The sequence below is a fragment of the Flavobacteriales bacterium genome (genome assembly GCA_021296215.1).
Taxonomy (GTDB): domain Bacteria; phylum Bacteroidota; class Bacteroidia; order Flavobacteriales; family ECT2AJA-044; genus ECT2AJA-044.
Map to the genome: position 1 here is coordinate 1 of JAGWBA010000033.1, position 24,543 is coordinate 24,543.

Consider the following 24,543-nt stretch of genomic DNA (forward strand, 5'->3'; position numbering starts at 1 on the left):
ATTGGGGTAGTGAAAGAGCTAAACTCCTGACTTTCAACAGGTGTTTAGTGCGTCAAAAAACGTTTTGGACGGGTGTGGATGAAAACGACACTTTTATGATCCTGGTAAACGGGAACGAAAAGCCGCATGAGTTCAACCTGAATCGCTATGTCGACTTTTTGTACGCTGGTTCTCAGTTGACGAATATGCTGGACCCCTCCGATCAGCGAGGGGTAGATCCAATCGCCTTACCGGCGCGTGGATTCGCCCTCTACAGGGTTGCATCCGGCCGCTAGGCCGTACCCTCTTCTTGTTTGCGTTGCTCCAGAACTTCGGCTTCCCCGAAGAGTGGCTCTTTGATGCGCAAGGTCAGGATGGCCGCAAGGACGAAGAAGGCCCACCCATGACCAAGTAGAACATGGCGTGGTCATTGAAAAAGGCGTGGACGATGGGCCCGCCAATGAGCCCGTTGATGATCTGTGGGATTACGATGAAGAAGTTGAAGATTCCCATTTTGTTGATGGGGAGCGAATCGATCAACAGGGCGTACGGCATGGATAAAATGCCGGCCCAAGCGAACCCGATTCCGACCATGCTGAGAATGAGATAATCGAGCGGTAGAAAATAGAGCCCCGGAAGGCCGAGTCCGCCCGAAAGCAAAGCAATAAAGTGCACGAATTTTCGGCTGGTTTTCTTGGCGAGCGGGGTAAGAATGAATGCGAATCCGAGGGCGAAGGCGTTGTACCAGCCGAATAAGTAGCCCGTGAAATCTCCGGCCTCACCGAACTCGGGCGAATGAGTATCGGTGGGCAGTAGACCGTAATGGTGGGTGGCCAGTGCGGACGTGGTGTAGACCCACATAGTGAAAAGGCCGAACCACGAGAAAAATTGTACCCATCCCAAGCGTTGCATACGGCGGGGCATTTTGATGGCATTGCTGAAAATGGCTTTGAAGATGTTTTGCTTTTCCTCTTCATGGACGGCGCCCATGTATTTCTGGAATTCTTCGGGCGGATATTCCTTGATCATGGAAATGGTGTAGAAAATAGTCGCCAGTAAGATAAAGGCACCGATATAAAAGGACATCACTACGTTGGCGCAACCGATCCTACTTCAGCGGTATTCGTGATTCCGAAATAATTGTTGAGTACGTAGGGCATGAAGGACCCCAAGATGGCTCCTACGCTGATGAGAATGGTCTGCCACTGAACCCTATGGTGCCTTGAGATTTAGGCAGCATGTCGCCGACCAGCGCGCGGAACGGCTCCATGCTGATGTTGAAGCTGGCATCCATAAGGGCCAGGAAGGCAATGCCGATCCACAGAATGGCGCTGATACCTATAAACTCCGTTGCACTGAGCGATTCTCCGGCGAGTATATTGGCATTTGGCAGGAAAATAAGACCGAGGGCGGCCATGATGGCGCCGAGCAAAAAGTACGGTTTGCGTCGACCCAACTTGGTCCAAGTGTTATCGCCTAAGTGTCCAATAATGGGTTGAACGATGAGTCCGGTGAAAGGAGCTACCAGCCAAAACCAACTCAGCTGATGAACATCGGCTCCAAAATTTTGGAGAATACGGCTGGCATTTCCGTTTTGAAGACCAAATCCCATTTGGATTCCCATGAACCCCATGCTGAGGTTGATGATGGTGCCCAGTCCGAGCTTCGGTTTTTCGGCGGCACGGGCTTCGCCGTGAGCGTGTGGAATGGATTGTGCCAGGGTCGATCAGCTTTAGGTTAAACGACTATTGCTCGAGAGAGCTGAATATTAGATCGGCGGTGGCCGGATTCGTTGCTAGGGGAATATTGTAAACGTCGCACACCCTCATCAACATGGCGATGTCGGGTTCGTGGGGGTGTTTATCGAGTGGATCACGGAAGAAGAAAACGGCTTGAACCCTACCTTCGGCGACCTCTGCAGCGATCTGCGCATCTCCACCGAGGGGATCGCTCTTAACGCGCTGAACTTTGAGTCCGGCCGACTCAACATGTTTACCGGTGGTTCCGGTGGCGACGAGTTCTATCTTTTTATTCTTCAGTACGTCCATGTGATCGCGCATGAACGCGACCATGTCGGCCTTTTTTCCGTCATGAGCTATGAGCGCGATCTTCATTATCGAAAGAAAATTAAGAATTGGTCCTCGAGGATCACCAGGTCGTTCGCCTCATCGGCATTCCAGTCGTTCGTGGTTTGTCCGTCGAATACTTTATACGATCCCTTGAGCTCCAGTTCTTCTTTGGTAAATCGAGCAGCGGCATTTCCGAAATTGAATGCTGCTACCACTTCCGAATTATCGGTCATTTCGATCGCCATGTAAGGTCCGGCCGCTTCGATCTTCGAGAGGTCCCGACGACGGGCATATGCATACGTTCGTTTTTCATCGTTGACTACGAGCGGACTAAAATCGCCGCCGTAATTGCCGTTCCAGAGGGCAGGAGTATTGTGGTAGATATCCATCATGGCAGTGTAGAACTTGTTGTAGTTCCAGCCGGTGAGTGAATCCGTTTCTACGCTCCAGTCGATCCAATCCTTATCGAAGAATTTAAGGCGTTTACTTAATCCGACCTCCTGACCACTGTAGATCAGAGGCATGCCTCGGTCGAACGTAGCGGTGAAAACGAACCATTGGAAGTGCGCCTTTCCCATTCGCTCGAATACGGTTCCGTTCCATGAATTCTCGTCGTGGTTGGTCGTAAAGTACATACGGAGATCATCTTGTGTGTAGTTCGAGTCGATCTCCAGTCGAAGCATCTCGATGTCGCTCGGCGATTTTATGCCTTTGGCCACTTCGTTCATGACGTGGTGTACATCCCAACCGTAGTTCATGTGAAAGTTCTGCATGTCGGTGGGTTCGGCCCACTCGGCCATCATAAAGAGCTCTTTGTTCCGGGTAGCTCGTTGTTCGCTGAGGTAGTTCCAGAAATCCATCGGTACGAATCCGGCCACATCACAGCGGAACCCATCGATATCGGCCGAGTCGACCCAAAAGCGCATTTCATCCGCCATGGCAGCCCACAGATCCTGGTTTTCGTAGTTGAGATCGGCCACATCGGTCCAGTCGGTCACATTTCCTTCGTTGTCCTTGGCGACGTTGATGTTACCTTCTTCATCGTAAGTGTAGAACTCGGGGTGCTCAACGGTCCAAGTATGGTCGAATGCGGTGTGGTTGGCGACCCAGTCCAGGATGACCTTTAGACCGAGTTCATGAGCTTGATCGACCAGGGCTTTGAAATCGTCCATGGTGCCGAAATTCGGGTTCACCGAGGTATAGTCCTGAATGGAGTAATAACTTCCCAAAGGACCTTTTCGATTTTTTTCGCCGATAGGTTGTACGGGCATGATCCACAGAATATCAACTCCGAGTTCTTTTAGTCGAGGCAGGTGCTCAGAGAACGCGTTGATGGTTCCTTCTTTGGTGTACTGACGAATATTGACCTCGTAGATGGTAGCGTTGGCCGCCCAATCCGGAAGCCGGCTGTCGATCATTTCCACGAGTTCGTTTTCATCGGCCATAGTGTTGCTCGATTCGTTTGAGGGTGAGCCGCAGCTCCGTAATGCGGCGGAAAGTACCCAGATACTAAGTTTTTTCATGCTTTATTCTTTCACGTAAACAAAACTCAATGGCTCTAAGACATTGTCTTCGTCGCCTTCGACGAGTCGTCCAGCCAAAATATTTTCAGAACTCACTCCACAAAGAATGGGGTAGGGTCCCGGATTGATCCAAATTTGAACTCGTTCACCCAGATATGTTCTGGTGATATGAATGACATTTTGTTCCACGATCTCTACTTCGGCATTCCCGTAAAGTAGAGCCATTTCTCGGTTGCGAGCTGTGGTGAGCGCTTGTACATCGGCCCGCAGGGCTGCCTCATCCGAATCGTACCCGGTAAACTTCATCATCTTCCGGTTATCGGGATCGTTGGCACCCCACATCCCGTATTCGTCGCCGTAGTAGATCACGGGGATTCCCGGAATAGCGAAATTTAAGGCGTGTAAGAGCCCGAGTCGAGCGTAGGCCTCGGCCTTTGGCTTCGGGATCTCGCGAGTCCAGCCGGCGAGCTTTTGATCTTCGCTCAGAAGCACGTCTCCTGAAGCCAATGAAATGAAACGGCTGCGATCCTGGTTACCGGAAATGTAACCCATGAGGTTGTGGTAGCCGTAGGTGTTCCGGCTTTGGTTTAGCGTGTTGACTAGGTTCTCGATGTCTTTAGGCGCACTTGAGACGAAAGGGCTGACCGCCGCGTCGTACACGTTGAAATCGAATTGGGCATCGAGCATACCATTGCTGATGTAGCTGCTGATGAGTTCGGGTGAACCGTACGTTTCGCCGATTTGATAGATACGTCTATCGAGGTTCAATTCTTTGACTTTACGCGTAAGTGTGCGCCGGTAGAGTTCGTCGATGTGCTTGGTAGCGTCGTGGCGGAAGCCGTCAAATTCGTGCTGAGTCACCCAAACCAAGGCCGAATCGGTCATGTAGTCCACCACCTCGGGGTTTCGAAGCTCCAAGGTCGGCATAAAGGTGTCGAACCATGTGGTCAGGCGCTGTTCATCCCATCGCTCGGTATTCAAAGATCCATCCTGAAGGTATAGGGGAGTGGCCCAATCGGGGTGGTCCACGTATACCGGGTGTTGTTCGTGCACGTGGTTAGCTACGTAATCGATGAGCACATTGAAGTTTTCTTCATGGGCTTCGTCGAGTAACTGATGCACTTCTTTGGGCGATCCAAATCGCACGTCGGGCTTGATGTTGGAGATGGGCCAGTAACCGTGGTAACCGCTAAATTTGGAGGTAACGCCTCCTTTGTTCCACAGGCCCCAGGCATCCCAAGGATTCTGAACGATCGGTGAAAGCCATATGGTGTTGGTTCCCAATTCTTCGAAAAAGCCCGATCGAAGCACTTCGGTAATTCCGGCGATATCGCCTCCGTGATAATTGGCCTTGGGATCGATATCCGGATTCGGCACTATGCTGTCGTTCGCCTCGCTTCCGTTCTTGAATCGATCGACCATCATGAAGTACATGATGGCAGTGTGCCAATCGGACCGCGCGAGTTGGTCCGTTGAGCGAACGATCTTGCCCGATTCGAGCGGGATCAATACATCGTTCGATAACCGTGCATTACGTGTGCTGAAGATGCGCAAGTAGCTTCGTCCCTCAGCATAGCTGCACTTAGGATCGATTTCCGGAATTTGAACACTATAGGTGCCGGAACCGATGGTGTCGATTTTCAAGCGTTGGTTTTGCCAGTAGGCCAGCACGATCTGATCGTTCGGTATGTTCGACAATTCGATAGAACGGTTATCCGTAAAGATTGGCTCCAATGCAACGGGAGCTTCACCCGGATAGTCCACCACGAGAGTAGAGTTATACCCCCCCATTCCATTCGAAACTGAATCGGATCTGGGGTCGGTCGCTTCAACGGCTCTACCACCGTTCCATACGAAGAACTTGTACGGATAGCTGTTAGGAGCCATTTTCACCGACGAGGTGAAAAGCTGTCCGTCGGAATTCATTTTCAACGCTCCGCGGTTCCAGGCATTGAATGTGCCGAATAGGAATACGGAATCCGCCTCGCCTTCAAACTGAAAGTCTACCTTCTGAGTCAACGAATAGAAAACGGGAATTTCATACCTCTCACCGTTATGAAGCTCGATGGTCTGTATTGAGTACGTCTGATCGCCCCTGTGAAGGTGAACTTCCCAGGCCGCTTTACCAAAGCTGAAGCTCACTCCTGTACTCGCAGAAACACGTTTGATTCGCGTGGTATCCGGCACAAAATCCGGTGCATAGAACAGATTGCTCTCATCGGATAGCACTATCGGGCCAGCTAAACCGGTCACGGCATCACCTTGAAAGAGATATTCCTTTTCCTTGGGTGCACAGGCAATGGTCAGTCCTGCAAGTGCGACGAAGTAGGCGAATCTTTTCATATCACAAGGCTATACGTTCACTGTGCACGGCGGCATCTCCGGGTGCGAGTCGATGTTCGTTTCCGAGGAGGAACAAGGTAGCTTCGGCCGGACCCTCATTTTCGATGTGGGTGCCCTCCTTATCGATCTTCACGGCCAACTGAGCGCCGCGCCAAGTAATTCGAAAATTCAGGGCTTCCCACTCCGATGGCAGGTAAGGATCGAAATGCAGTTGCTCGTCGTGGACGGTCATACCTCCAAAACCTTGAACCACGCTGATCCAGGTTCCGGCCATACTGGTGATGTGCAGTCCTTCGTGAACCTCTCGGTTATAATCGTCCAGATCGAGTCGAGATGTACGGTGATACATTTCCAAGGCCTTATCCTCGTAGTCGAGCTGTGCCGCCAGAACCACATGAATACATGGCGATAAACTACTTTCGTGCACGGTCATGGGCTCGTAGAAATCAAAATTCCGCTTGAGCGTTTCGCGATCGAACTCGTGTCCGAAGAAGTACAGTCCCTGCAAGGTATCGGCCTGCTTAATGAAACACGATCTGAGGATGCGGTCCCAACTCCAATGCTGATTGATGGGGCGTTCGCTATCGTCCAAAGCGTCGGCAGAGCGCAGATCTTTATCCAGGAATCCCTCTTGTTGCAGGAATACCCCGCGCTGTTCATCGACCGGATAGTACATCTTACCTATGATGTCGTTCCAACGTTCGCGCTCTCTATTATCCCACCGCAAGGTGGCGCTCAAAGTCTCCCAGCGCGTAGGTTCGTTCTCGCGTACGTGGTCAATGGCCTCGCCGGCGTAGCGCATACACCACGTGGCGATATAGTTCGTGTACCAGTTGTTGTTGACGTTGTTCTCGTACTCGTTAGGGCCGGTAACGCCGTGCATGACGTACTGTTGCTTGTGTTCGCTAAAGTGCACACGCTGGCTCCAGAAGCGGGCGATGGCCACCAGTACTTCGAGGCCGTATTCGCCGAGGTAGGCGTATTCGCCGGTGTGTTGTATGTAGTTGTAAATGGCGTAGGCGATGGCTCCGTTGCGGTGGATTTCTTCGAAGGTGATCTCCCACTCGTTGTGGCATTCCTCACCGTTCATGGTCACCATCGGATACAGCGCAGCGCCGTTGGTAAAGCCCAGTTTTTCAGCATTCTCGATGACTTTTTGAAGGTGTTTGTAGCGGTAGATCAGCAGGTTTCGGCCTACCCGCGGATCGGCGGTGGCTAAGTAGAATGGCAGACAGTACGCCTCGGTATCCCAGTATGTCGATCCACTGTACTTTTCGCCGGTGAAGCCCTTTGGGCCAATGTTCAAGCGCTCATCCTCACCCGTATACGTTTGATGGAGGTGGAATATATTGAATCGAATTCCCTGCTGAGCGGCGGCATCACCCTCGATCACGATATCGCCGTTGTTCCAGCGCGCTTCCCAGGCCTCTTTTTGCTCTTGCAAGAGCGCTGTGAAGCCGGCCTCGATACTTTCCGTGGCGCGTTGGCGGGCCTTTTCTTCGAGCTCACTTATCTTGTGATTGAGGGAGCTGAGAATACCCACGTACTTTTGGAGGGTAAGGGTTTGGCCCTCGCGGGCCGATGCTTGAAGTCGGTTCGCTACGTACTTATCTCGTTGGAAGGTTTCCACCTCGGGCGTTTGAGGCGCACCATCGAGGAGGACTTTGAACCGCATGGCCGCTGTAACATGAAAATCGAGTTTCTTGGTTTTAGCAGTGACCGCGGCAAATCCGGATTCTGAGACCTTGGACACCTCATCCCAGAATTTTTCTTCCCAGTTGGTGTCTTCATTCTCCACGTCGAAATCGAGATATGGAGTAAAGGTGATGGTACCATTGAAGTTCAGTGGGGTAATGCTGTACGACAACGTGCCGATCTCGTCGCGCGTCATGCTGTAGAATCGCTGTGCCTGAACAGCAATTCGTTTTCCGTCCGCAAAGGCCGCTTCGAAAGAGCGCAGTAGATAGCCTTCTTTCATGTTGAGCTCGCGGTAGAATGACTCAACTTCCATTTCGGCGAGGTCAACCGCTTTTCCGTCGATCTCGATATCTAGACCGATCCAGTTGATACTGTTCAGCACTTTGGCGAAATATTCGGGATATCCGTTTTTCCACCAACCTACTTTGGTCTTGTCGGGATAGTATACACCGGCGATGTACGATCCCCGCAGTGATCGACCGCTGTATTGCTCTTCGAAGTTGGCTCGCTGACCCATGCGGCCGTTTCCGATCGAAAAAATGCTTTCTGACTTGGGATGATTATTGGGGTCCCAACCGCGCTCGATAATGCGCCAGGGGTCGACGTCGAGGTATTTGGCTTCCATATGTCGTGTAGTAGAGTGTTATCGCAAGTAGTTATTTAAATTGAATTCATGGAGCCCCGAAACATACATTTCGGCCCCGGGCAATACATCTGGTGAGCCAATGGCTACCGTGTGCATATTACCTGCCAGGGCAGCTTCGATCCCAGCTTGTGAATCTTCAAATACCGTGCATAGTTCGGGTTTTACGCCTAATGCTTCGGATCCTTTTAAGAAGACCTCGGGGTGGGGCTTCGAATGGGTGACCTTGGTACCGTCAATCACGGCTTCAAAAAAGTGTTCCAATTCGCATTGCTTGAGTATCATCGGCGCATTCTTGGATGCCGATCCCAACGCGATCTTAACTCCAGCCGAACGAGCCCCTTCCAAGCAGTCCCGCGCTCCGGGAAGGGTTTCATCCGGGTTCATATGAGCGATGAGGTCCAGGTACCAATCGTTCTTGACCTTCATCCAGTGTTCAATCTTTTCTTCGGGGAGCGAGATATTACCCCATTCCATGATCTTTTCTATGCTGCCTCGTCGGCTAACACCTTTTAGCTGTTCGTTTTCCTCTTCAGTGAAATCGACTCCCAATTCATTGGCCAGTCGTTTCCAGGCGATGAAGTGGTACTTGGCGGTATCTACGATAACGCCGTCGAGGTCAAAGAGAAAAGCACTTACCTTCATGGATTAGTGTTTCATTCGCTCAGCTAGTTCCTTGCGAATTTGCCCGAGGATAATAAGCTCAGCCGAGGCCGTATTGGTCGCGAGTGGAACATTTTGTCGGATACAAATTTCGATCAGCGCTTCAATGTCGGGGTGGTGCCGCTCTTTTACATCGGGATCGACGAAGAACAGTACGAGGGCGACCTCTCCTTGGGAGATCATGGCATTGATTTCCGAGTATCCTCCGCTTTGTCCGGGGCTCAAGTGAACGATCGGAACTTTGAATTCATTTTTTTCCAAGAATTCCGCAGAGCGTCCGGTAGCCACGAGTCGTTTTCCCCAAAGCCATTCTTCACGTTCCTTGATGAATTCGGCCATTGTAGGCTTCATGGCGTTGTGGGCCAGTATAACGATGTTTTTCATCATGCTTGCAATTCGATTTTATGTTGGAGGTGATAAGCAACGAGTCCGTCCACGGGTTTCTTGATCACGCGGCCAAATTTGATGTCCAGATCTTTACATGCTTTCTGCAGTAACCCTTCCATGTGATAGGCGACTGAGCCCACGAAATTTACCGTGGTGTTCTTGGCTTCGGGGTAGCAGAGTACATGCGTTTTTAGGAAGAGCAAAAAGCCTTCGTATATGATCTTGGTGAAGAAAGAGTGCTCTTGGTGCTTACTCACGAACCGGGCAAATCCGGCCAAGTATACGTTAGCATTGGGTTGGTTGTAGACGTTATCGATGATCTCGTCCTTATCGGTGTGGTAGGTCGACAGAAAATCTGCTTCGATCTCCTTGGGTAGTTGTTTGTAAAGGAAAGTGCTCAGGAGCTTTTTTCCGAGGTATGAACCGCTAGCCTCGTCACCCAAAATAAAGGCGAGGGCCGGCACTTCCTCCCGTAGGGAGTGACCGTCAAAATAACAGGAATTAGAGCCCGTACCTACGATACAGGCGATCTCTGGTTCTCCGTTATAGGTGGAATAAGCCGCAGCGACCAAATCGTGGTCCACTTCGATCTCAGCGTGTACGAATACCTGCTCGAGTCCGCGCTTGATTTCGTTTTTCAAGGGTTCCGTTGAACACCCGGCTCCGTAGAAGAAGATCATTTCGACCTCTTTCCGAAGCTTTTGAACGCGCTGTAGATTGCGCAGGTGCTCGGCCACGAATCGGGCGCTGTTAAAATAGGGGTTGAAGCCCATCGTTGAGAAGCGATCGGCTTCGGTCCCATTCTTGTTCAACAACACCCAATCGCACTTGGTAGAACCACTTTCAGCGATCAGGATCATAGTTATTACATGTTGGCCAAGCGAACCATCAAATCGACGGCGCGAGCGGCATAACCAGCTTCATTATCGTACCAACTTACGATTTTTACGAGGTTTCCGCTGGCTGAGGTCAGCTGGGCATCAAAAATACTGCTGTATTGGTTACCTATGATATCTGCCGATACGATAGGGTCTTCCGTATATTGAAGGATTCCTTTTAGTTCTCCTTCAGCTGCGGCCTTCATGGCTGCATTGATTTCTTCTGCTGTCGTTTCTTTTTCAAGTACAACGGTCAAATCGGTTGCGGATCCGGTTGGAGTTGGCACACGTATGGCCATACCATCCAATTTGCCTTGAAGCTCCGGAAGCACTTTACCTACAGCGGCCGCTGCTCCTGTGCTCGTTGGAACTACACTCAAAGCCGCCGCACGGGCACGACGAAGGTCGTCGTGAGGGGCATCGTGGAGACGCTGGTCAGCCGTGTAGGCGTGAACCGTTGTCATGTATCCTTTGACGATGCCGAATTTCTCGTGCAAGACCTTGGCCACAGGAGCCAAACAGTTGGTCGTGCACGATGCGTTCGATACGAGGGTGTCTTCGGCCGTCAATACTTCTTCGTTTACACCTAATACTACGGTCTTCACGCTTCCTTTCGCAGGGGCGCTCAACACGACTTTTTTAGCTCCTGCTTGCAAATGGAGTCCCATTTTTTCGGCATCGCGAAATACTCCGGTTGATTCGAGTACGATCTCTACCCCGAGTTCTCTCCAAGGAAGGTCGGCCGGATTGCGCTCGCTGTAGATGTGAATGACTTGCCCGTTGACATTGAGCGTATCACCGTCCTGGCTAACTTCTCCATCGAAGCGGCCGTGAATTGAGTCGTATTTCAACAAGTGAGCCAGTGTAGCCGGATCGGTTAGATCGTTGATGGCTACTACTTCCACATCTTGGCGTTTCATGAGGTTGCGGAAGCTCAAACGGCCAATTCGGCCGAATCCATTGATGGCTACTTTTGTTTTCATTGCGTGTTAAGGATTTTAGAGATCCGGATAAGGTCCTGATCTATTTGTGCTTGGTTTTTAATGGCTTGCAAGAAGAAGGTGTGAGATAATTCGTCGTTTAGGAGTCCGACCATGATATTCGACTTCCCGTTTAGCAAGGCTTCGACGGCTTCTACACCCAGTCTACTCGCGATGACTCTATCGAAACAGCTCGGTGCGCCACCTCGTTGGAGGTGACCAAGAATGGTCACTTTGGCTTCAATCTGCGGTAGTTCTTCTTCCACGCGCTTCTTCAGACTATAAGGGTCGCCCAAGTGGTTTCCTTCAGCTACTATGACGATGTTACTCGTTTTACGGGCTGCTTCACCGGCTTTTATATCGGCCAACAAGGCTTCCCATGTCGTGGTGCGTTCGGGTAAGATGACCGAAAGAGCTCCTGTGGCAACTGCAGTCTGAAGCGCTATGAAACCGGTGTCACGTCCCATGACCTCTACGAAGAAAAGTCGGTTGTGGGAGCTAGCCGTATCGCGAATCTTATCTATAGCATCGACCACCGTATTGGTAGCGGTATCGTATCCAATGGTATAGTCGGTTCCGTATAGATTATTGTCAATGGTTCCCGGTACACCGATGATTGGAATTTCGTGCTCCTCGCTCAGGTGCATGGCTCCAGTAAAGGATCCGTCTCCACCAATGACGACCAATGCGTCAATTCCGTTCTTATAGAGTTGCTCAGCCGCTTTGGCTCGTCCTTCCTCGGTTCTGAATTCTTGCGAGCGGGCCGACTTCAAAAAGGTGCCTCCTTTATTGAGGATATGTTTCACGCTCTTCGAAGAGAGTTCCTCAAAATCGCCCTGAATCAGACCGTCGTACCCTCTGAAAATACCGACGACCTTCCGATCATAGAAAAGAGCAGTTCGCGTGACTGCTCGGATAGCTGCGTTCATGCCGGGGGCATCTCCACCGGAGGTCAGCACACCTATGGTTTTAATTTTCTTCGAACTCATATGTCTTTATCAAGTTCAAAAACAAACATAGTGTAAAATTTACACTTATTTTGTGCTTTTGATTGAATTTATCTACTTTTTCGGTCTCGAATGGAAACATTCCATTCATAAAACCTTCAACTACACTTAATTACTGGGGGAATGGGTCAAGGAGTTAATCCGAACGTATCAGTGGACTGTGTGGTCTTCGGATTCGACAACACACAACTGAATGTTTTACTTATTAAACAGAAAGAGCTCAAAGAGGGTATGCACTCTCAGTATGCTCTTCCGGGCGACCTCGTCATGGAGAACGAAAGTTTGGACGATGCCGCAAATCGAGTCCTTAAAGAACTCACGCAACTCGAGGGAATTTTCCTTCGACAGTTTCATGCATTCGGTGACCCAAATAGAGTCAGTAACATTAAGGATTTGGACTGGCTTCAGTCGTACCGACAAAACCCACAAGCTCGTGTGATCACGGTCGGTTACCTCGCCTTGGTGCGTATGGAGGATTTTAGGCCTGAAGCATCTTCCTTTGCCGAAGAGGTTTTTTGGCGTGAGATTCACGAAGTCCCATCGTTGGCATTCGACCACGATACGATCTTGGAATCGGCACTGAATAGATTGCGAGAGGAGTTCAGTCATCAAAATATTGGACTGGAATTATTGCCCGAAAAATTCACGCTCTCACAATTTCAAGCCCTTCATGAGATCATTCTGGAGAAGAAGCTCGATAAGCGAAATTTCAGGAAAAAAGTACTGAAAGAGAAGCTTGTTATACCATTAAAAGAGAAACAGCAAGGCGTGCTACACAAACCTGCTCAGCTCTTCGCACTCAACCAAGAGCCAGTGGAGGAGGAGAAGTGATATAAAACTAAGTGTATAAATTACACTTATTCGTTTTTTTATACATTTGGTTCAATTACGTATTAACATGGGTCTATTATGAGGAAGTTCTACACGAGCGTTCTTGCGCTCTTTCTCGCGCTCTGCCCGGGTTTTACCGTCAGCGGGCAAAGCATTTCTGGGACCGTGCTCGACGAACAAAACTTACCACTACCGGGGGTCTCGGTGTTGGTGAAGGGTACGATGAATGGTGCGGCTACCGATTTCAACGGTGAATACACGATCACGGGTGTGTCGCCCGGGGAAATCACGCTCGAGTTTTCGTTTATTGGTTTTGCTGCCACGAGCAGAAGGGTAACCGTTAAAGCAGGTGAAAATGCAGTGGTGGACATCGCCATGCAACCTGAAGCATCGGATCTCGATGAGGTGGTGGTTGTTGGGTATGGTGTTCAACGCAAACGAGAGCTTACGAGTTCCATCGTTCAGTTGGGCACCAAGGAATTGAACGATATGCCCACGCCTTCGTTCGAAACGGCCATCCAAGGTAAAGCTCCCGGGGTTCAGGTGATCACCGGTTCAGGATTGGCGGGTTCAGGTTCGCTGGTTCGAATCCGAGGAGTTGCCTCGATCTCGGCCGGTGGTGATCCATTGTACGTCGTTGATGGAATTCCGATCACTCGGGATTACTTCATCAAAGGGGATGCAGGGGCCATGAATAACAACCCACTAGCTACATTGAATCCGAATGATATCGAGTCTGTCGAGATCCTTAAAGATGCTGCTGCTACAGGTATCTACGGTTCACGAGGTTCAAACGGGGTGATTCTTATTACAACTAAACGCGGTAAAAAAAGTGGACTGCACTTTAGTTATAATGCGCGCCTCGGAACGTCCAATCCGACCGCTCTACCCGAAATGCTCAACAAGGATGAGTATTTGCAAATGTATGAAGAGGCATGGGTGAACGACGGAAACATCGGTACACCAGTATTGCCAGGAGGAGTGAGTTGGGATGAGGCTCAGGCCTTTGAAGGAACCGACTGGGTAGATCAAACGATCGCAACGGGATTCAAGCAAAACCACGACTTTTCCGTTTCAAAAGGTGCTGAAAAATACAATCTATACGCCGGGCTTTCATATAATGATAATGAGAGCTTTTTGGTTGGTAACCGTTATCGTCGATTGAGCTTGCGCCTCAATGGCGATGTGAACATTACGCCGGACCTGATCTTGAGCGTATCGACCGGTTTTGCCCAGGGAATCAACGACCGTGTTGATGCTGCTTGGTCAGGTGGTTTGGGTGCGGCGATGTCGATCGCCTTACCAATTTATCCGGTTTACGATTCAGAAGGAGATTACTTCATCGGAGGTACGAATCCCGTTCGAGTACAAGAATTGAAAAAATGGAGAAATACGGAGTACCGCACGATCAATAACGCTGCTCTGACGTATCAGGCTACGGACAAATTGATCCTCCGCGGATCGGCCTCTTTGGACTACATGCAAATCAATGAGGATATCTACGAGCCTCAAGAATTGATCCTGACCGAGCATGCCGGAGTTTCTAAAAGGATTCCGACCGAGGTGACCAATTACAACGGTTCACTTACGGCACAATACAACCTCAGTCAGAATACCTTACATAATTGGGATTTCTTGGCTGGAACCGAGGCACAGCGTTCTTACAGCCGTTCGTCTTATGCCGAGGTGATCGATGCTACTGACGCGTTCTGGGAAGACAAGGAAATGCGCGACTCGATCGAGTTTCAGTTCAACGATCCGGCCAACGAATTCACTTTCGTGAGTTTCTTTGGACGTGTGAATTACAACTATGCAGGTAAGTACTTTGCTCAGTTGAACTTCCGCGCTGATGGTTCATCGAAATTTGATCCAAATAATCGCTTCGGATATTTCCCGGCGCTCTCGGTCGGCTGGATCCTGACCGAAGAGGATTGGCTTCAAGAGAACAAGGTGCTCAGCTTCTTGAAGCTGAAGGCCGGTTACGGATTAACGGGTAATGCGGCCATTCCACCTAACCAGTGGCGAGCAATAACGTAAAGAATATCAACGGGTATAACGGTTCTTCTTATTACTACCCAACGATCATTGAAAACCCGAATTTGCGCTGGGAAAGCTCTTATACCTTCGATGCTGCACTTGAATTCGGAATGTACGACGACCGTATCCACGGTGAAATCGGCTATTACTACAAAGATACACGCGATGTATTCCTGCAGGTACAGGTTCCACAGTCAAGTGGATTCGCCAACTTGTGGGATAACGTCGGAGGTATCTACAACACCGGGATCGAGTTCAACGTGACTACGCGTAACACAGTTGGTGCCTTCAAATGGACCACTGATTTCAATATCGCTCGAAACTACAACGAGATCACCAGCATCAGTGGTTATAGTGAAGACGCTGTTAGTGGTGGAACGAACGACACGCGTACCGTTTTGGGCCAACCCGTTGGTACCAATTTCTTGGTTCGATTCTCACACGTAGATAAGGAAACTGGTGCTCCGGTTTACCTCGATATCAATGGAAATGAAACCTACACATGGGATCCGGTGGATCGCGTGGTTGTAGGAAATGTACTTCCGGACGCTGTCGGTGGAATCACCAACACCTTCCATTACAAGAATTGGGATTTGAGCTGTTTGTTCGTCTTCACTATCGGCGAAAATATCTACGACTCGTCGAGCAAGCGTCAATTGTCCATGGTGACCGATTGGCATATGACACGTCACGTGTATGACCGCTGGACACAACCTGGTGATGAGGCACGTTATCCACGTATGACCTTGGATCCGGCCAACCATGGCTCAACGACTCCTTGGATCAACACTGACCTTTGGTTGCACGATGCGAGCTACCTTCGCTTGCGTAACCTGACCTTGGGTTATTCGCTTCCTACGGAGACCGTTCGCCGTTGGGGACTTCAAAATATTCGTTTGAGTGCCTTGGCAACGAACATCCTCACGTTCACGAAATTCCCCGGAGTTGATCCGGAGATCGCTCGTGACTTTGAGAACCCAACTGACCGTAACATGAGTCCAAACATTACATTCTTGACTCCTCCACAGGAGAAGACGTACATGTTCGGTCTAGAAGTTCAATTTTAATCATCAGGATCATGAAAAGAATAGCACTGTACTTTGTATCTACTGCGCTGATCCTGGTATCAGCATCATGTGAAAAATTCTTGGACGTCAAACCCGATGGGTCTTTGACGACTGACGAAGTGATCGTAAATGCCGATTCGCTGCAAATGTTCTTGAAAGGAGCTTACAGTTCCGTCGGGGACTTTGCCAACGGGAATTTCCAAACCATCAATGAGCTATTGAGCGACAACCTCTCTCGTCCAAATACCAATTTGGATTACCGTGAGATCTACACGTTCAACACGCTGTTCTTTAACGGAACCATCGGAGGTACTTATGGGAATATATACCGCGCGGCCATGCGCGCCAATTTTGTGATCGAGAATTTCGATTTGGCCGATGACCTCACCGAAGCAGAAGCACGATTCATTCGCGCCCTTGCACACTTTGAGATCGTTCGCTTGTTTGCTCATCCGTGGGGATATACTTCTGATAACAGCCACCCTGGTATCGTGATCCGTACAACGGTCGATTTCGAGATCGCACCGCGCAATACTGTTCGCGAGGTCTATGAAGATCTCATCATTCCTGATCTGATCTTTGCCAAGGAAAACTCGCCGGCCAGCAATGGCAATTACGCTACGAGTTTTGCAGCTCAGGCGCTTTTGGCCAAGGTTTACTTCCAGCAAAATCGACTCGGCGATGCTGCAAATGAAGCCGCACCGGTCATTCAAGCGTTCCCATTCGATACGAGCGTGGCTGGACTCGACCGATTTGTTTTCGGAGACACCAGCACTGTCGTGAGCGAGTTCATTTTCCGTATCGTAAGTACTGAGATCAATAACACCGTGGATAACCGCGGAGGAACGTTTACCGGCAATTACCGTAGCGATAACAACCCGAATCCTGAGTTGAGAACCAACAAAACATTCTTGAATCCGTATTCGAGCAATGCCGATGATCGCCGTGTGCTCCGGTTCTTCCAGATACGCAACGATGGTGCGCCCAATGAATTTGTTGCAATTAGTAAGTTCGATAAGGATTTCATTAGTGTTCCTTATCTTCATACGACCAGTATGAAATTATTGCTGGCCGAATGTTTAGCGGGTTCAGACCCAGCAACGGCTGTTGATCACCTGAACGACATTCGTCGTCGTGCCTATGGATCAAATGCCTACGATTTGCCCGCAAGCTCTACTCCGACCGAGATTCGCGAGGCCATCGAATTCTAACGCCGGATAGAGCTTTTTGCCGAAGGCGAGCGTATTCAATGGATCAAACGTCGCGGAGTCCTGGGTGAGCAGCGGGAAGTGCGCAATGCTCCATGGGACTGCCCGGGTATGATCTTACAGTTCCCCATTTCGGAACAAACCGACGAATTTGATTTGAACCCAACCGGAGGTTGCTAAAAATATGATCACTATGAAAAATACCATCAAAATAATGGCGGTCTTCACCATGTTGATCGCAGTGGTTTCGTGCCGCCCAGAGATCCCTTCGGACATTGGCCCGGCCTATGATGCCGTTTCCGGGTTTTCCGGAAAATGGTGACTCACTCAAGTTGAGTTGACCGACCTTCAAGAAGCCCTTCTTGAAACGCGCGATATTTCGCCTTACTACGCTTCAGATTTCGGAGCGGTGACCCTCAGTAGAACCGAAGGAACGTACGAAGTGGAAGCAGGTGCCGGGAACATGTTTATTGGAGATCAAGGGATCTTTACCTTCGACGATCCAAGCTTCCCGAGTAACATCATCTTTTACACGAATGCCGGTGATACTGTCACGGCTTCACTCTCACGTCTCGTGCGAGAGATCGATAACAACATGGGCTTCAATGTTCCACGCGAACACTGCGGGGCTCCTAGTGTGCAGTACAATTTTTCATTCATCCGAGAATAATAAACAGCTATGAAGAAGTTAGTTTTAGCAACGACAGCACTGTTCTCGGGGATGATCGCCCTGGGACAAGTAACGAGTGATCCGCCCGATTTCACACCGGATCAAGAGATCAAGATCATCGTGGACCTCAACGCTACCTCCAATGACTGGGGGATCGTGGAGATCGCAACCAGCGGTGAGGATATGTACATCTGGACCTGGAGTCCGGCCGAACATCCGGAGGGGCACCCGCTTGTGAACGGAATTGGTTCTCAGGCCTGGAAGAACTCCAACGAGGCTCTTAAGATGACCAAGGAGTCAGAAGGGGTGTACAGCTATACCATGATCCCGACCGAATTCTACGAAGTTGATGCCTCAACGGTTTACGATCAAGATATCCACTTCCTCGTGAAACCAAAAGATGGCGGTGGCTATGGAGACCCCGATCGCAAAACCGAGGACCTCATGCTCGCCGTGGACCCGGCCATTACGGTCAAGGATCCCGGTTTCGCCTTTCCATTGGCACCGGCTAGCGATGACGTGATCGCCATCATCTACGAGTATTCCAGAGAGGATACCACCGGCGGCCGTATGACCAAGCGCGACGCAAGCACATGTGCTTCATCACTCCTTGGTCCCGACGAAGTGTGGATGTACGCTGAGGTTACGACTACGGACAGTACGACACACAACATCAGCACCTTCTTCACGACTCCGAACAACCCGGACCTCCTAATGGATTATCAGGGTGACGGTGTGTGCACGCGCTACATCGTGCACGAAGAGTTCTTCGCAGGAGTTCTGCCCGCAGGAGCGGTGATCGATCGAGTGCGTTTTGTGCCCATGACCAACTACTTTCTCACCAATCCGGACGTATCGTGCGGGGTGGCGGAAAACCGAACGGAAAAAGATATAATGATTCAACTGGCTTGCCCCTAGCCAAATCCGGGCCAGATCCAATCCAAAGCCGCCGATGCACATCGGTGGCTTTTTTTATTTCACTGCCTGCGGCAGGATGGCCAACAGTCGTTCCATCTGATCACCCGTCACGTCCAAGTGCGTTACGATCCTGAGCTTGCCTTCACCCATGGAGACGATCTTGACTCCTTGCTTAGCCATGGAGGTGATCACGCCACCCGGATCGATCCCGTTGGCTACAGAGAAGATCACGATGTTCGTTTCTACCGGATCGATGGACTTGACCCAAGCGCAGGTCTTCAAAACGTTTTCTACCGCTATGGCCTTAGCGTGGTCCTCGGCCAAGCGCTCAATGTGGTGGTCCAAGGCGTAGATTCCGGCCGCGGCCAAAAAGCCCGCTTGCCTCATACCACCTCCCATACTCTTGCGGAGTCGGTAGGCTCGATCGATGTGCTCTTTGGTTCCCACGAGTACGGATCCGACCGGACAGCCCAAACCTTTGCTCAAGCAGACCGAAATGGTGTCGAATAGCGGTCCGTAGGCCTTCGGATCGTCACCTTTCGCCACGAGGGCATTCCATAAGCGCGCTCCGTCCATGTGATAGGCCAAACCATATTCATCGGCTTTGGCCCTTAAGGCCTTCAGCGTTTCAAAATCATAACACGCTCCACCACCCTTGTTCATGGTGTTCTCCACCGCGAGGAGTCGTGACATGGGCGCATGAGCGTCGTTCGGATTACGAACCAGGGCATCGATGTCGGACGGAGTCATGAGCCCGCGTGGGCCGTGTGATAATCGGGCCGATGCACCGGAGTTCAAAGCGATACCCCCGCCTTCGTAGTTGTAAATGTGGCTGTACTCGTGACAGATCACCTCGTCTCCCGGACGGCAGTGAACGCGGATCGCGATCTGATTGGTCATGGTGCCCGACGGGCAAAACAAGGCCGCCTCTGCACCAAAATAGTCCGCCACTTTCTCTTCAAGAGCGTTGATCGTAGGATCCTCGCCGAAAACATCGTCACCGACTTCTGCCGAAGCCATCGAAGTTGCCATTCCGGCCGTAGGCCGAGTTACCGTATCGCTGCGTAGATCTATCGTCATCATTTGAATTTATAGAAGGGGATGAGCATGGGCACCTTATCCTGGTAGTTGCGGTACTTTTTTCCGAATCGCTCGACCAAGCGCGCCTCTTCGAGATGCGCGCCGATCACAATGTACAGAACCATCCAGAACATGGTCACGAGGTAAGGGTAGCTCGGCGCCCGCAACAGTCCACCGAAAAGGAAGACCAGCGCGCTGAAGTACAGCGGATGGCGTACCAGTTCATTGAGCCCTTCCGTGTTGAGTTCTTTTGCTTTTCCGGGTGTTTCGAGGCCGATGAACTCGCCCAGCGAGTACCCCTGGAAACACTTGAAGGCCAAGTAGACCGCTGCGGCCATGAGCAGCAGGCCCATGTACTCCAGAAAGATATTCGGCTCGCTCATGAGCGATTCTTTCGGCAGGTTGTAGTAGTAGATGGCGGGCGGAATCACCCCTGCGATCGCAACGATATTGTAAAAGAGTCGGTATCGCGATTCCGGGAGTCCGGTAAGGCTCAAGATATGGGCTTTCACCTTCGGTGCCAGCATGGCACTGTGCATGGCGAAATAGCAAATCCATAGGAATGAGAGCAGTACGAGCGGCATGAGCTGTTTTTTGCAAATATAAAGGTTCACCAACGCCGAATGTGTAAATTTGCGGCATGATTACACAAGACCAGTACAGGGACCTAGTTGGGCGCGTTGACGCGTTAAGGGGGTATCTTTGACGTCGATCACAAGAAATTACTGATCGGCGAAGAAGAGGAGAAAACCGCGGACCCCGATTTTTGGAACGATCCAAAATCGGCCGAAGTGGTGATGAAGAAGATCCGCCAAATGAAATTCTGGGTCGAGACCTACGAGGAAATCGAAACCATGAAGGACGATATTGGCGTACTTCTCGAATTTCATGAAATGGGCGAGGCCTCCGAAGAGGAGATCGTTAAGCTATATCAAAATCTAAAGGCCAAGGTCGAAGACCTCGAGTTCCGGAATATGCTTTCGGCAGAGGAAGACCCCATGAGCGCGGTACTGCAGATCACTTCGGGTGCGGGCGGAACCGAGAGCTGTGACTGGGCATCCATGCTTTTGCGTATGTACGTGATGTGGGCCGAAAAAGAAAGTTTTAAAGTCACGGAGCTGAACTACCAAGCGGGTGACGTGGCCGGAGTGAAAACGGCGACCATCGAGATCGATGGCGACTTCGCCTTCGGATACCTAAAAGGCGAAAGCGGCGTACACCGTTTGGTGCGAATTTCACCTTTCGACAGTAACGCTCGACGCCACACCAGTTTCGTGTCGGTATACGTTTATCCTCTGGCCGATGACACTATCGAGATCGAGATCAACCAGTCGGATATCGAATGGGATACCTTCCGCTCGGGTGGAGCAGGGGGGCAGAACGTGAACAAGGTAGAGACCGGTGTGCGTTTGAGACACAAACCCTCGGGCATTATCATTGAGAATACCGAAACCCGTTCTCAGCTCGGGAATAAGGAAAAGGCCAAGCAGCTTCTGAAATCTCAACTGTACGAACTCGAACTCGAAGCGCGCCGAGCCAAGCAAAGCGAGATCGAAGCCGGGAAAAAGAAGATCGAGTGGGGTTCGCAGATCCGCAATTACGTCTTTCATCCCTATAAGTTGGTCAAAGACGTGCGCACACAGCACGAGACCAGCGATGTCGACGGGGTCATGAACGGCGGACTCGATGGATTCATCAAGGCCTACCTCATGCAAGAAGGTCAAGGAGTAACTTCGGAAAACGAATAAATCATGAGTTTAAAGATCTACCATAATCCACGTTGTCGTAAAAGCCGGAAGACCCTGGCGATCATCGAAGACAATGGAGGAAACGTAGAGATCGTGCTCTATTTGGAGGATCCACCCACGGTGGACGAATTGCGCGAATTGCTTTCTATGTTGGGCCTGCGGCCCGATGAGTTAGTTCGCAAGGGCAAATCGATCTGGAAGGAAGAGTTCAAGGATAAGGAACTCGGAGACGAAGAGATACTGCTGGCCATGGCCGAGTATCCGAAATTGATCGAAAGACCGATCGTGGTGAAAGGAAATAAGGCCGTCCTCGGACGACCTCCTGAAAATGTTTTAGAGCTGTTGTAGTCCCTTAGGACTCGGTGACCACTTCGGCCTCGTCTTCTACTTCGTCGCTAAAAAGATCGGTGAAGTAACCGATGATCCAGAAGGGAAGGAATCCGGTGATGAAAAGCATCAACCAAAACGCCATCAAGAAGACAGCCAAAAACAGGAGGAATCCGATAAACATAGTTCTGTTCTTTAAGAGTGCTCAAATTTAGTAATTAACCGATAAAAAACACATTGTGGATTTTCGCATCGAGAAAGATACCATGGGAGAGGTTCAAGTTCCCGCTGATAAGTACTGGGGAGCCCAAACCGAAAGATCGAGAAACAACTTTAAAATTGGTCCGGCCGCAAGCATGCCGCTCGAGATCGTGCACGGTTTTGCCTACCTGAAAAAGGCGGCGGCCCACGCCAACTGCGAGCTTGGGGTATTGCCTAACGAAAAGCGCGACCTCATTTCAAAAGTGTGCGATGAAATTCTCGAAGGAAAGCACGACGATCAATTTCCACTCGTGATCTGGCAAACCGGATCCGGGACCCAGTCGAACATGAACGTGAACGAAGTGGTTGCCAACCGCGCCCACGTGATCGAAGGCGGAAAACTCGGCGAAGGTGATCGTAAGATCCACCCGAACGACGACGTCAATAAATCGCAGTCGAGTAACGATACCTTCCCAACAGGTATGCATATCGCTATTTACAAGCGCGTTATTGAAACTACGATTCCGGGAGTCGAAACGCTACGCGACACCTTAAAAGCCAAGTCAGAGGCCTTCATGGATGTCGTAAAGATCGGTCGTACGCACCTCATGGACGCTACGCCGCTCACCTTCGGTCAGGAATTCTCGGGCTACGTTTCACAGCTCGATCACGGTCTTAAAGCTCTCAAGAATACACTGGCTCATTTGAGTGAGTTGGCCTTGGGCGGTACCGCGGTCGGAACCGGAATCAATACACCGGAAGGGTACGCCGACCTGGTTGCGGCCAAGATCGCCGAGTTTACCGGACTGCCTTTCGTAAGTGCGGAGAACAAATTTGAGGCACTTGCCGCACACGACGCGCTGGTCGAAACCCACGGAGCTCTCAAGCAGCTCGCGGTTTCATTGAATAAGATCGCCAATGACATTCGCTTGCTCGCGAGCGGCCCTCGTTCGGGCATCGGCGAGATCGTCATTCCCGCCAACGAGCTCGGAAGCTCCATTATGCCCGGTAAGGTGAATCCTACCCAGGCCGAAGCCATGACTATGGTATGCGCCCAGGTGATTGGTAACGATATGGCGATTGCCGTTGGTGGTGCTCAAGGACATTACGAGCTCAACGTCTTCAAACCCGTAATGGCAGCAAACGTGCTTCAAAGCGCTCGCCTGCTGGGCGATGCCTGCGTGAGTTTCAACGATCATTGTGCTGTCGGTATAGAGCCCAACTACAAGAGTATCGAAACTCACGTGAACAACAGCCTCATGTTGGTTACGGCCCTCAACACCAGGATCGGTTACGAAAAGGCGGCCAAGATCGCCAAAACAGCTCATGAGAACGGCTCCACACTCAAAGAAGAAGCCGTGAACCTCGGGTACCTTACCGCCGATGAATTCGACGAATGGGTACGTCCAGAAGACATGATCGGAAGCTTGAAATAAGCCTCCCTCAGCACACTTATTCAAAGCCTCGGTGGGTCGGTCGGGGCTTTATATATTTAATGCAGAGGGTTATGTAGGAGTTCTTCAAGCGTCATCGGATTCTAAGAGTTCTTGGTTGAAGATCTCGATACCCTTCACAATATTTCGTAGGGTGAGCTCGGAATCGCCGAGGATTCTCTAGATGAGGCTAAATAGAGACTAAAAGAAGGCGATTACACTGACTTATGCTTCATGGTTCAAGTCCTGCCGGGCGTAAAGGTGCGCGATGCCTGTTCAAGCACACCGAGCAGATCGTGTGTTATGGGACGCTGATCGTATTCGCCGAGCCACTCCATAGCGTATAGCTCGGGTAGTTCGTGTTGATTGAAGAACGCGGTCCAATGGACCAACTCTTGTTCTGAGATTCCCCTTGCTACTTTTCACGAGGACGATGAGACTTTCAAAGAAATACGTCATCAGCCCTTTCAACATCAAATACTCTCCCAGAAGGCACCTTAATCGCAGTTAAAGTTGCATTACGGTAGACATCTACTGTAGTTTCAATCTTCATTCGCCTGAATTAAATAGGTGAGGTTAAATTACGTGGGCTAATTTATTCGATCTGCAGTTTCGTCGGGATCCAAATTGTCAATTATTGCTTGAATCTTGTCTTCGTCAGCGAACTCCTCTTCGTGCAGGATTTGAACTTCCATAACGTCTTTGATGGTAACTTGCACAGTAAACTCATCCGTTTGTTCATATTGAACCCATGACGGGATATTCAGAAAGTTGAAGTGTAATACTCCCCATATTTCAGACCAACAATGCGGTTTTGTTAGTTAATAATTGGGTTTGATTAAAGATAGATTCT

At 50.4% G+C, this 24,543-nt stretch carries 23 protein-coding genes and 1 pseudogene; 10 read left to right on the forward strand and 14 right to left on the reverse strand.

What is annotated here, in order from left to right; all coding sequences use genetic code 11:
- Window positions 1-275: cyclomaltodextrinase C-terminal domain-containing protein (locus J4F31_06870; GenBank protein MCE2496282.1), on the forward strand; the 275-nt coding region annotated here is incomplete at its 5' end.
- Here the strand turns inward: J4F31_06870 and J4F31_06875 are convergent.
- The 10 genes and pseudogenes from J4F31_06875 to pfkA form a co-directional block, all read right to left on the reverse strand.
- Window positions 272-1,612: pseudogene (locus J4F31_06875) on the reverse strand (MFS transporter). The gene J4F31_06870 and the pseudogene J4F31_06875 sit on opposite strands and share 4 nt — an antisense overlap.
- Window positions 1,613-1,724: 112 nt before the next feature.
- Complete coding sequence (locus tag J4F31_06880; GenBank protein MCE2496283.1) at window positions 1,725-2,093, reverse strand: methylglyoxal synthase; 369 nt, start codon at window positions 2,091-2,093, stop codon at window positions 1,725-1,727.
- Window positions 2,093-3,571: an alpha-amylase gene (locus J4F31_06885; protein ID MCE2496284.1), complete on the reverse strand. Its 1,479-nt coding sequence runs from the start codon at window positions 3,569-3,571 to the stop codon at window positions 2,093-2,095. Before J4F31_06885 ends, J4F31_06880 begins: the two co-directional genes overlap by 1 nt.
- 3 nt (window positions 3,572-3,574) lie before the next feature.
- Window positions 3,575-5,914, reverse strand: a complete 2,340-nt coding sequence (locus J4F31_06890; protein MCE2496285.1) for an alpha-amylase — start codon at window positions 5,912-5,914, stop codon at window positions 3,575-3,577.
- 1 nt (window position 5,915) lies between these two features.
- Window positions 5,916-8,237: a glycoside hydrolase family 65 protein gene (locus J4F31_06895; protein ID MCE2496286.1), complete on the reverse strand. Its 2,322-nt coding sequence runs from the start codon at window positions 8,235-8,237 to the stop codon at window positions 5,916-5,918.
- Window positions 8,238-8,255: 18 nt separating this feature from the next.
- Entirely contained in the window at window positions 8,256-8,900 is a 645-nt protein-coding gene (gene pgmB / locus J4F31_06900) for a beta-phosphoglucomutase (GenBank protein ID MCE2496287.1), read from the reverse strand.
- A 3-nt stretch (window positions 8,901-8,903) separates the two neighbouring features.
- On the reverse strand, window positions 8,904-9,305 hold the full coding sequence (locus J4F31_06905; protein ID MCE2496288.1) for a methylglyoxal synthase: 402 nt from the start codon (window positions 9,303-9,305) through the stop codon (window positions 8,904-8,906).
- Window positions 9,302-10,165 carry an ATPase gene (locus J4F31_06910; protein ID MCE2496289.1) on the reverse strand — a complete coding sequence of 288 codons (864 nt, stop codon included), beginning with the start codon at window positions 10,163-10,165 and terminating at the stop codon, window positions 9,302-9,304. The genes J4F31_06905 and J4F31_06910 overlap by 4 nt, the downstream gene beginning before the upstream one ends.
- A 5-nt stretch (window positions 10,166-10,170) precedes the next feature.
- Window positions 10,171-11,166, reverse strand: a complete 996-nt coding sequence (gene gap / locus J4F31_06915; protein MCE2496290.1) for a type I glyceraldehyde-3-phosphate dehydrogenase — start codon at window positions 11,164-11,166, stop codon at window positions 10,171-10,173.
- Window positions 11,163-12,152 carry a 6-phosphofructokinase gene (gene pfkA, locus J4F31_06920; GenBank protein ID MCE2496291.1) on the reverse strand — a complete coding sequence of 330 codons (990 nt, stop codon included), beginning with the start codon at window positions 12,150-12,152 and terminating at the stop codon, window positions 11,163-11,165. The genes gap and pfkA overlap by 4 nt, the downstream gene beginning before the upstream one ends.
- Before the next feature lie 141 nt (window positions 12,153-12,293).
- On the opposite strand from pfkA, the gene J4F31_06925 reads away from it, so the two are divergent.
- The 6 genes from J4F31_06925 (at window position 12,294) to J4F31_06950 (ending at window position 18,901) form a co-directional block, all read left to right on the forward strand.
- Window positions 12,294-13,001: an NUDIX hydrolase gene (locus J4F31_06925; protein MCE2496292.1), complete on the forward strand. Its 708-nt coding sequence runs from the start codon at window positions 12,294-12,296 to the stop codon at window positions 12,999-13,001.
- Window positions 13,002-13,079: 78 nt separating this feature from the next.
- On the forward strand, window positions 13,080-15,038 hold the full coding sequence (locus J4F31_06930) for a SusC/RagA family TonB-linked outer membrane protein (protein MCE2496293.1): 1,959 nt from the start codon (window positions 13,080-13,082) through the stop codon (window positions 15,036-15,038).
- The gene (locus J4F31_06935) at window positions 15,020-16,105 is read left to right on the forward strand and encodes a TonB-dependent receptor (GenBank protein ID MCE2496294.1); all 1,086 of its coding nucleotides are present in this window, start codon (window positions 15,020-15,022) and stop codon (window positions 16,103-16,105) included. The genes J4F31_06930 and J4F31_06935 overlap by 19 nt, the downstream gene beginning before the upstream one ends.
- An 11-nt stretch (window positions 16,106-16,116) precedes the next feature.
- Complete coding sequence (locus J4F31_06940; GenBank protein MCE2496295.1) at window positions 16,117-17,316, forward strand: RagB/SusD family nutrient uptake outer membrane protein; 1,200 nt, start codon at window positions 16,117-16,119, stop codon at window positions 17,314-17,316.
- Between the two features lie 334 nt (window positions 17,317-17,650).
- On the forward strand, window positions 17,651-17,983 hold the full coding sequence (locus tag J4F31_06945; GenBank protein MCE2496296.1) for a hypothetical protein: 333 nt from the start codon (window positions 17,651-17,653) through the stop codon (window positions 17,981-17,983).
- A 9-nt stretch (window positions 17,984-17,992) separates the two neighbouring features.
- Window positions 17,993-18,901, forward strand: coding sequence for a hypothetical protein (locus tag J4F31_06950; protein ID MCE2496297.1), 909 nt, complete (start codon window positions 17,993-17,995; stop codon window positions 18,899-18,901).
- Window positions 18,902-18,955: 54 nt separating this feature from the next.
- On the opposite strand, the gene J4F31_06955 is transcribed toward J4F31_06950, so the two are convergent.
- Entirely contained in the window at window positions 18,956-19,981 is a 1,026-nt protein-coding gene (locus J4F31_06955) for a DegT/DnrJ/EryC1/StrS family aminotransferase (protein ID MCE2496298.1), read from the reverse strand.
- The gene (locus J4F31_06960) at window positions 19,981-20,565 is read right to left on the reverse strand and encodes an isoprenylcysteine carboxylmethyltransferase family protein (GenBank protein ID MCE2496299.1); all 585 of its coding nucleotides are present in this window, start codon (window positions 20,563-20,565) and stop codon (window positions 19,981-19,983) included. Before J4F31_06960 ends, J4F31_06955 begins: the two co-directional genes overlap by 1 nt.
- A gap of 56 nt (window positions 20,566-20,621) precedes the next feature.
- Here J4F31_06960 and prfB point away from each other — a divergent pair.
- Both prfB and arsC read left to right on the forward strand, forming a co-directional pair.
- Window positions 20,622-21,729 (forward strand): peptide chain release factor 2 gene (gene prfB / locus J4F31_06965; protein MCE2496300.1). Its coding sequence is split into 2 segments (ribosomal slippage): window positions 20,622-20,684 and window positions 20,686-21,729, totalling 1,107 coding nucleotides; the frame shifts between segments, so codons are not numbered across the junction.
- A 3-nt stretch (window positions 21,730-21,732) separates the two neighbouring features.
- Window positions 21,733-22,077, forward strand: coding sequence for an arsenate reductase (glutaredoxin) (gene arsC, locus J4F31_06970; protein MCE2496301.1), 345 nt, complete (start codon window positions 21,733-21,735; stop codon window positions 22,075-22,077).
- Between the two features lie 4 nt (window positions 22,078-22,081).
- Here arsC and J4F31_06975 read toward each other — a convergent pair whose 3' ends face one another.
- Window positions 22,082-22,240, reverse strand: coding sequence for a hypothetical protein (locus J4F31_06975; protein ID MCE2496302.1), 159 nt, complete (start codon window positions 22,238-22,240; stop codon window positions 22,082-22,084).
- A 55-nt stretch (window positions 22,241-22,295) separates the two neighbouring features.
- Between J4F31_06975 and fumC the strand changes: the two genes are divergently transcribed.
- Window positions 22,296-23,693, forward strand: coding sequence for a class II fumarate hydratase (gene fumC, locus J4F31_06980; GenBank protein MCE2496303.1), 1,398 nt, complete (start codon window positions 22,296-22,298; stop codon window positions 23,691-23,693).
- Between the two features lie 236 nt (window positions 23,694-23,929).
- Here the strand turns inward: fumC and J4F31_06985 are convergent, their stop codons facing one another.
- Complete coding sequence (locus tag J4F31_06985) at window positions 23,930-24,082, reverse strand: hypothetical protein (GenBank protein ID MCE2496304.1); 153 nt, start codon at window positions 24,080-24,082, stop codon at window positions 23,930-23,932.
- Window positions 24,083-24,543 lie beyond the last annotated feature (461 nt).

Bases quoted from the DNA above. Each gene is read 5' to 3' on its own strand.
- J4F31_06880 (MCE2496283.1), bottom strand. From the start codon at position 2,093: ATGAAGATCGCGCTCATAGCTCATGACGGAAAAAAGGCCGACATGGTC.
- J4F31_06885 (MCE2496284.1), bottom strand. From the start codon at position 3,571: ATGAAAAAACTTAGTATCTGGGTACTTTCCGCCGCATTACGGAGCTGC.
- J4F31_06890 (MCE2496285.1), bottom strand. From the start codon at position 5,914: ATGAAAAGATTCGCCTACTTCGTCGCACTTGCAGGACTGACCATTGCC.
- J4F31_06895 (MCE2496286.1), bottom strand. From the start codon at position 8,237: ATGGAAGCCAAATACCTCGACGTCGACCCCTGGCGCATTATCGAGCGC.
- pgmB (MCE2496287.1), bottom strand. From the start codon at position 8,900: ATGAAGGTAAGTGCTTTTCTCTTTGACCTCGACGGCGTTATCGTAGAT.
- J4F31_06905 (MCE2496288.1), bottom strand. From the start codon at position 9,305: ATGATGAAAAACATCGTTATACTGGCCCACAACGCCATGAAGCCTACA.
- J4F31_06910 (MCE2496289.1), bottom strand. From the start codon at position 10,165: ATGATCCTGATCGCTGAAAGTGGTTCTACCAAGTGCGATTGGGTGTTG.
- gap (MCE2496290.1), bottom strand. From the start codon at position 11,166: ATGAAAACAAAAGTAGCCATCAATGGATTCGGCCGAATTGGCCGTTTG.
- pfkA (MCE2496291.1), bottom strand. From the start codon at position 12,152: ATGAGTTCGAAGAAAATTAAAACCATAGGTGTGCTGACCTCCGGTGGA.
- J4F31_06925 (MCE2496292.1), top strand. From the start codon at position 12,294: ATGGGTCAAGGAGTTAATCCGAACGTATCAGTGGACTGTGTGGTCTTC.
- J4F31_06930 (MCE2496293.1), top strand. From the start codon at position 13,080: ATGAGGAAGTTCTACACGAGCGTTCTTGCGCTCTTTCTCGCGCTCTGC.
- J4F31_06940 (MCE2496295.1), top strand. From the start codon at position 16,117: ATGAAAAGAATAGCACTGTACTTTGTATCTACTGCGCTGATCCTGGTA.
- J4F31_06950 (MCE2496297.1), top strand. From the start codon at position 17,993: ATGAAGAAGTTAGTTTTAGCAACGACAGCACTGTTCTCGGGGATGATC.
- J4F31_06955 (MCE2496298.1), bottom strand. From the start codon at position 19,981: ATGACGATAGATCTACGCAGCGATACGGTAACTCGGCCTACGGCCGGA.
- J4F31_06960 (MCE2496299.1), bottom strand. From the start codon at position 20,565: ATGCCGCTCGTACTGCTCTCATTCCTATGGATTTGCTATTTCGCCATG.
- arsC (MCE2496301.1), top strand. From the start codon at position 21,733: ATGAGTTTAAAGATCTACCATAATCCACGTTGTCGTAAAAGCCGGAAG.
- J4F31_06975 (MCE2496302.1), bottom strand. From the start codon at position 22,240: ATGTTTATCGGATTCCTCCTGTTTTTGGCTGTCTTCTTGATGGCGTTT.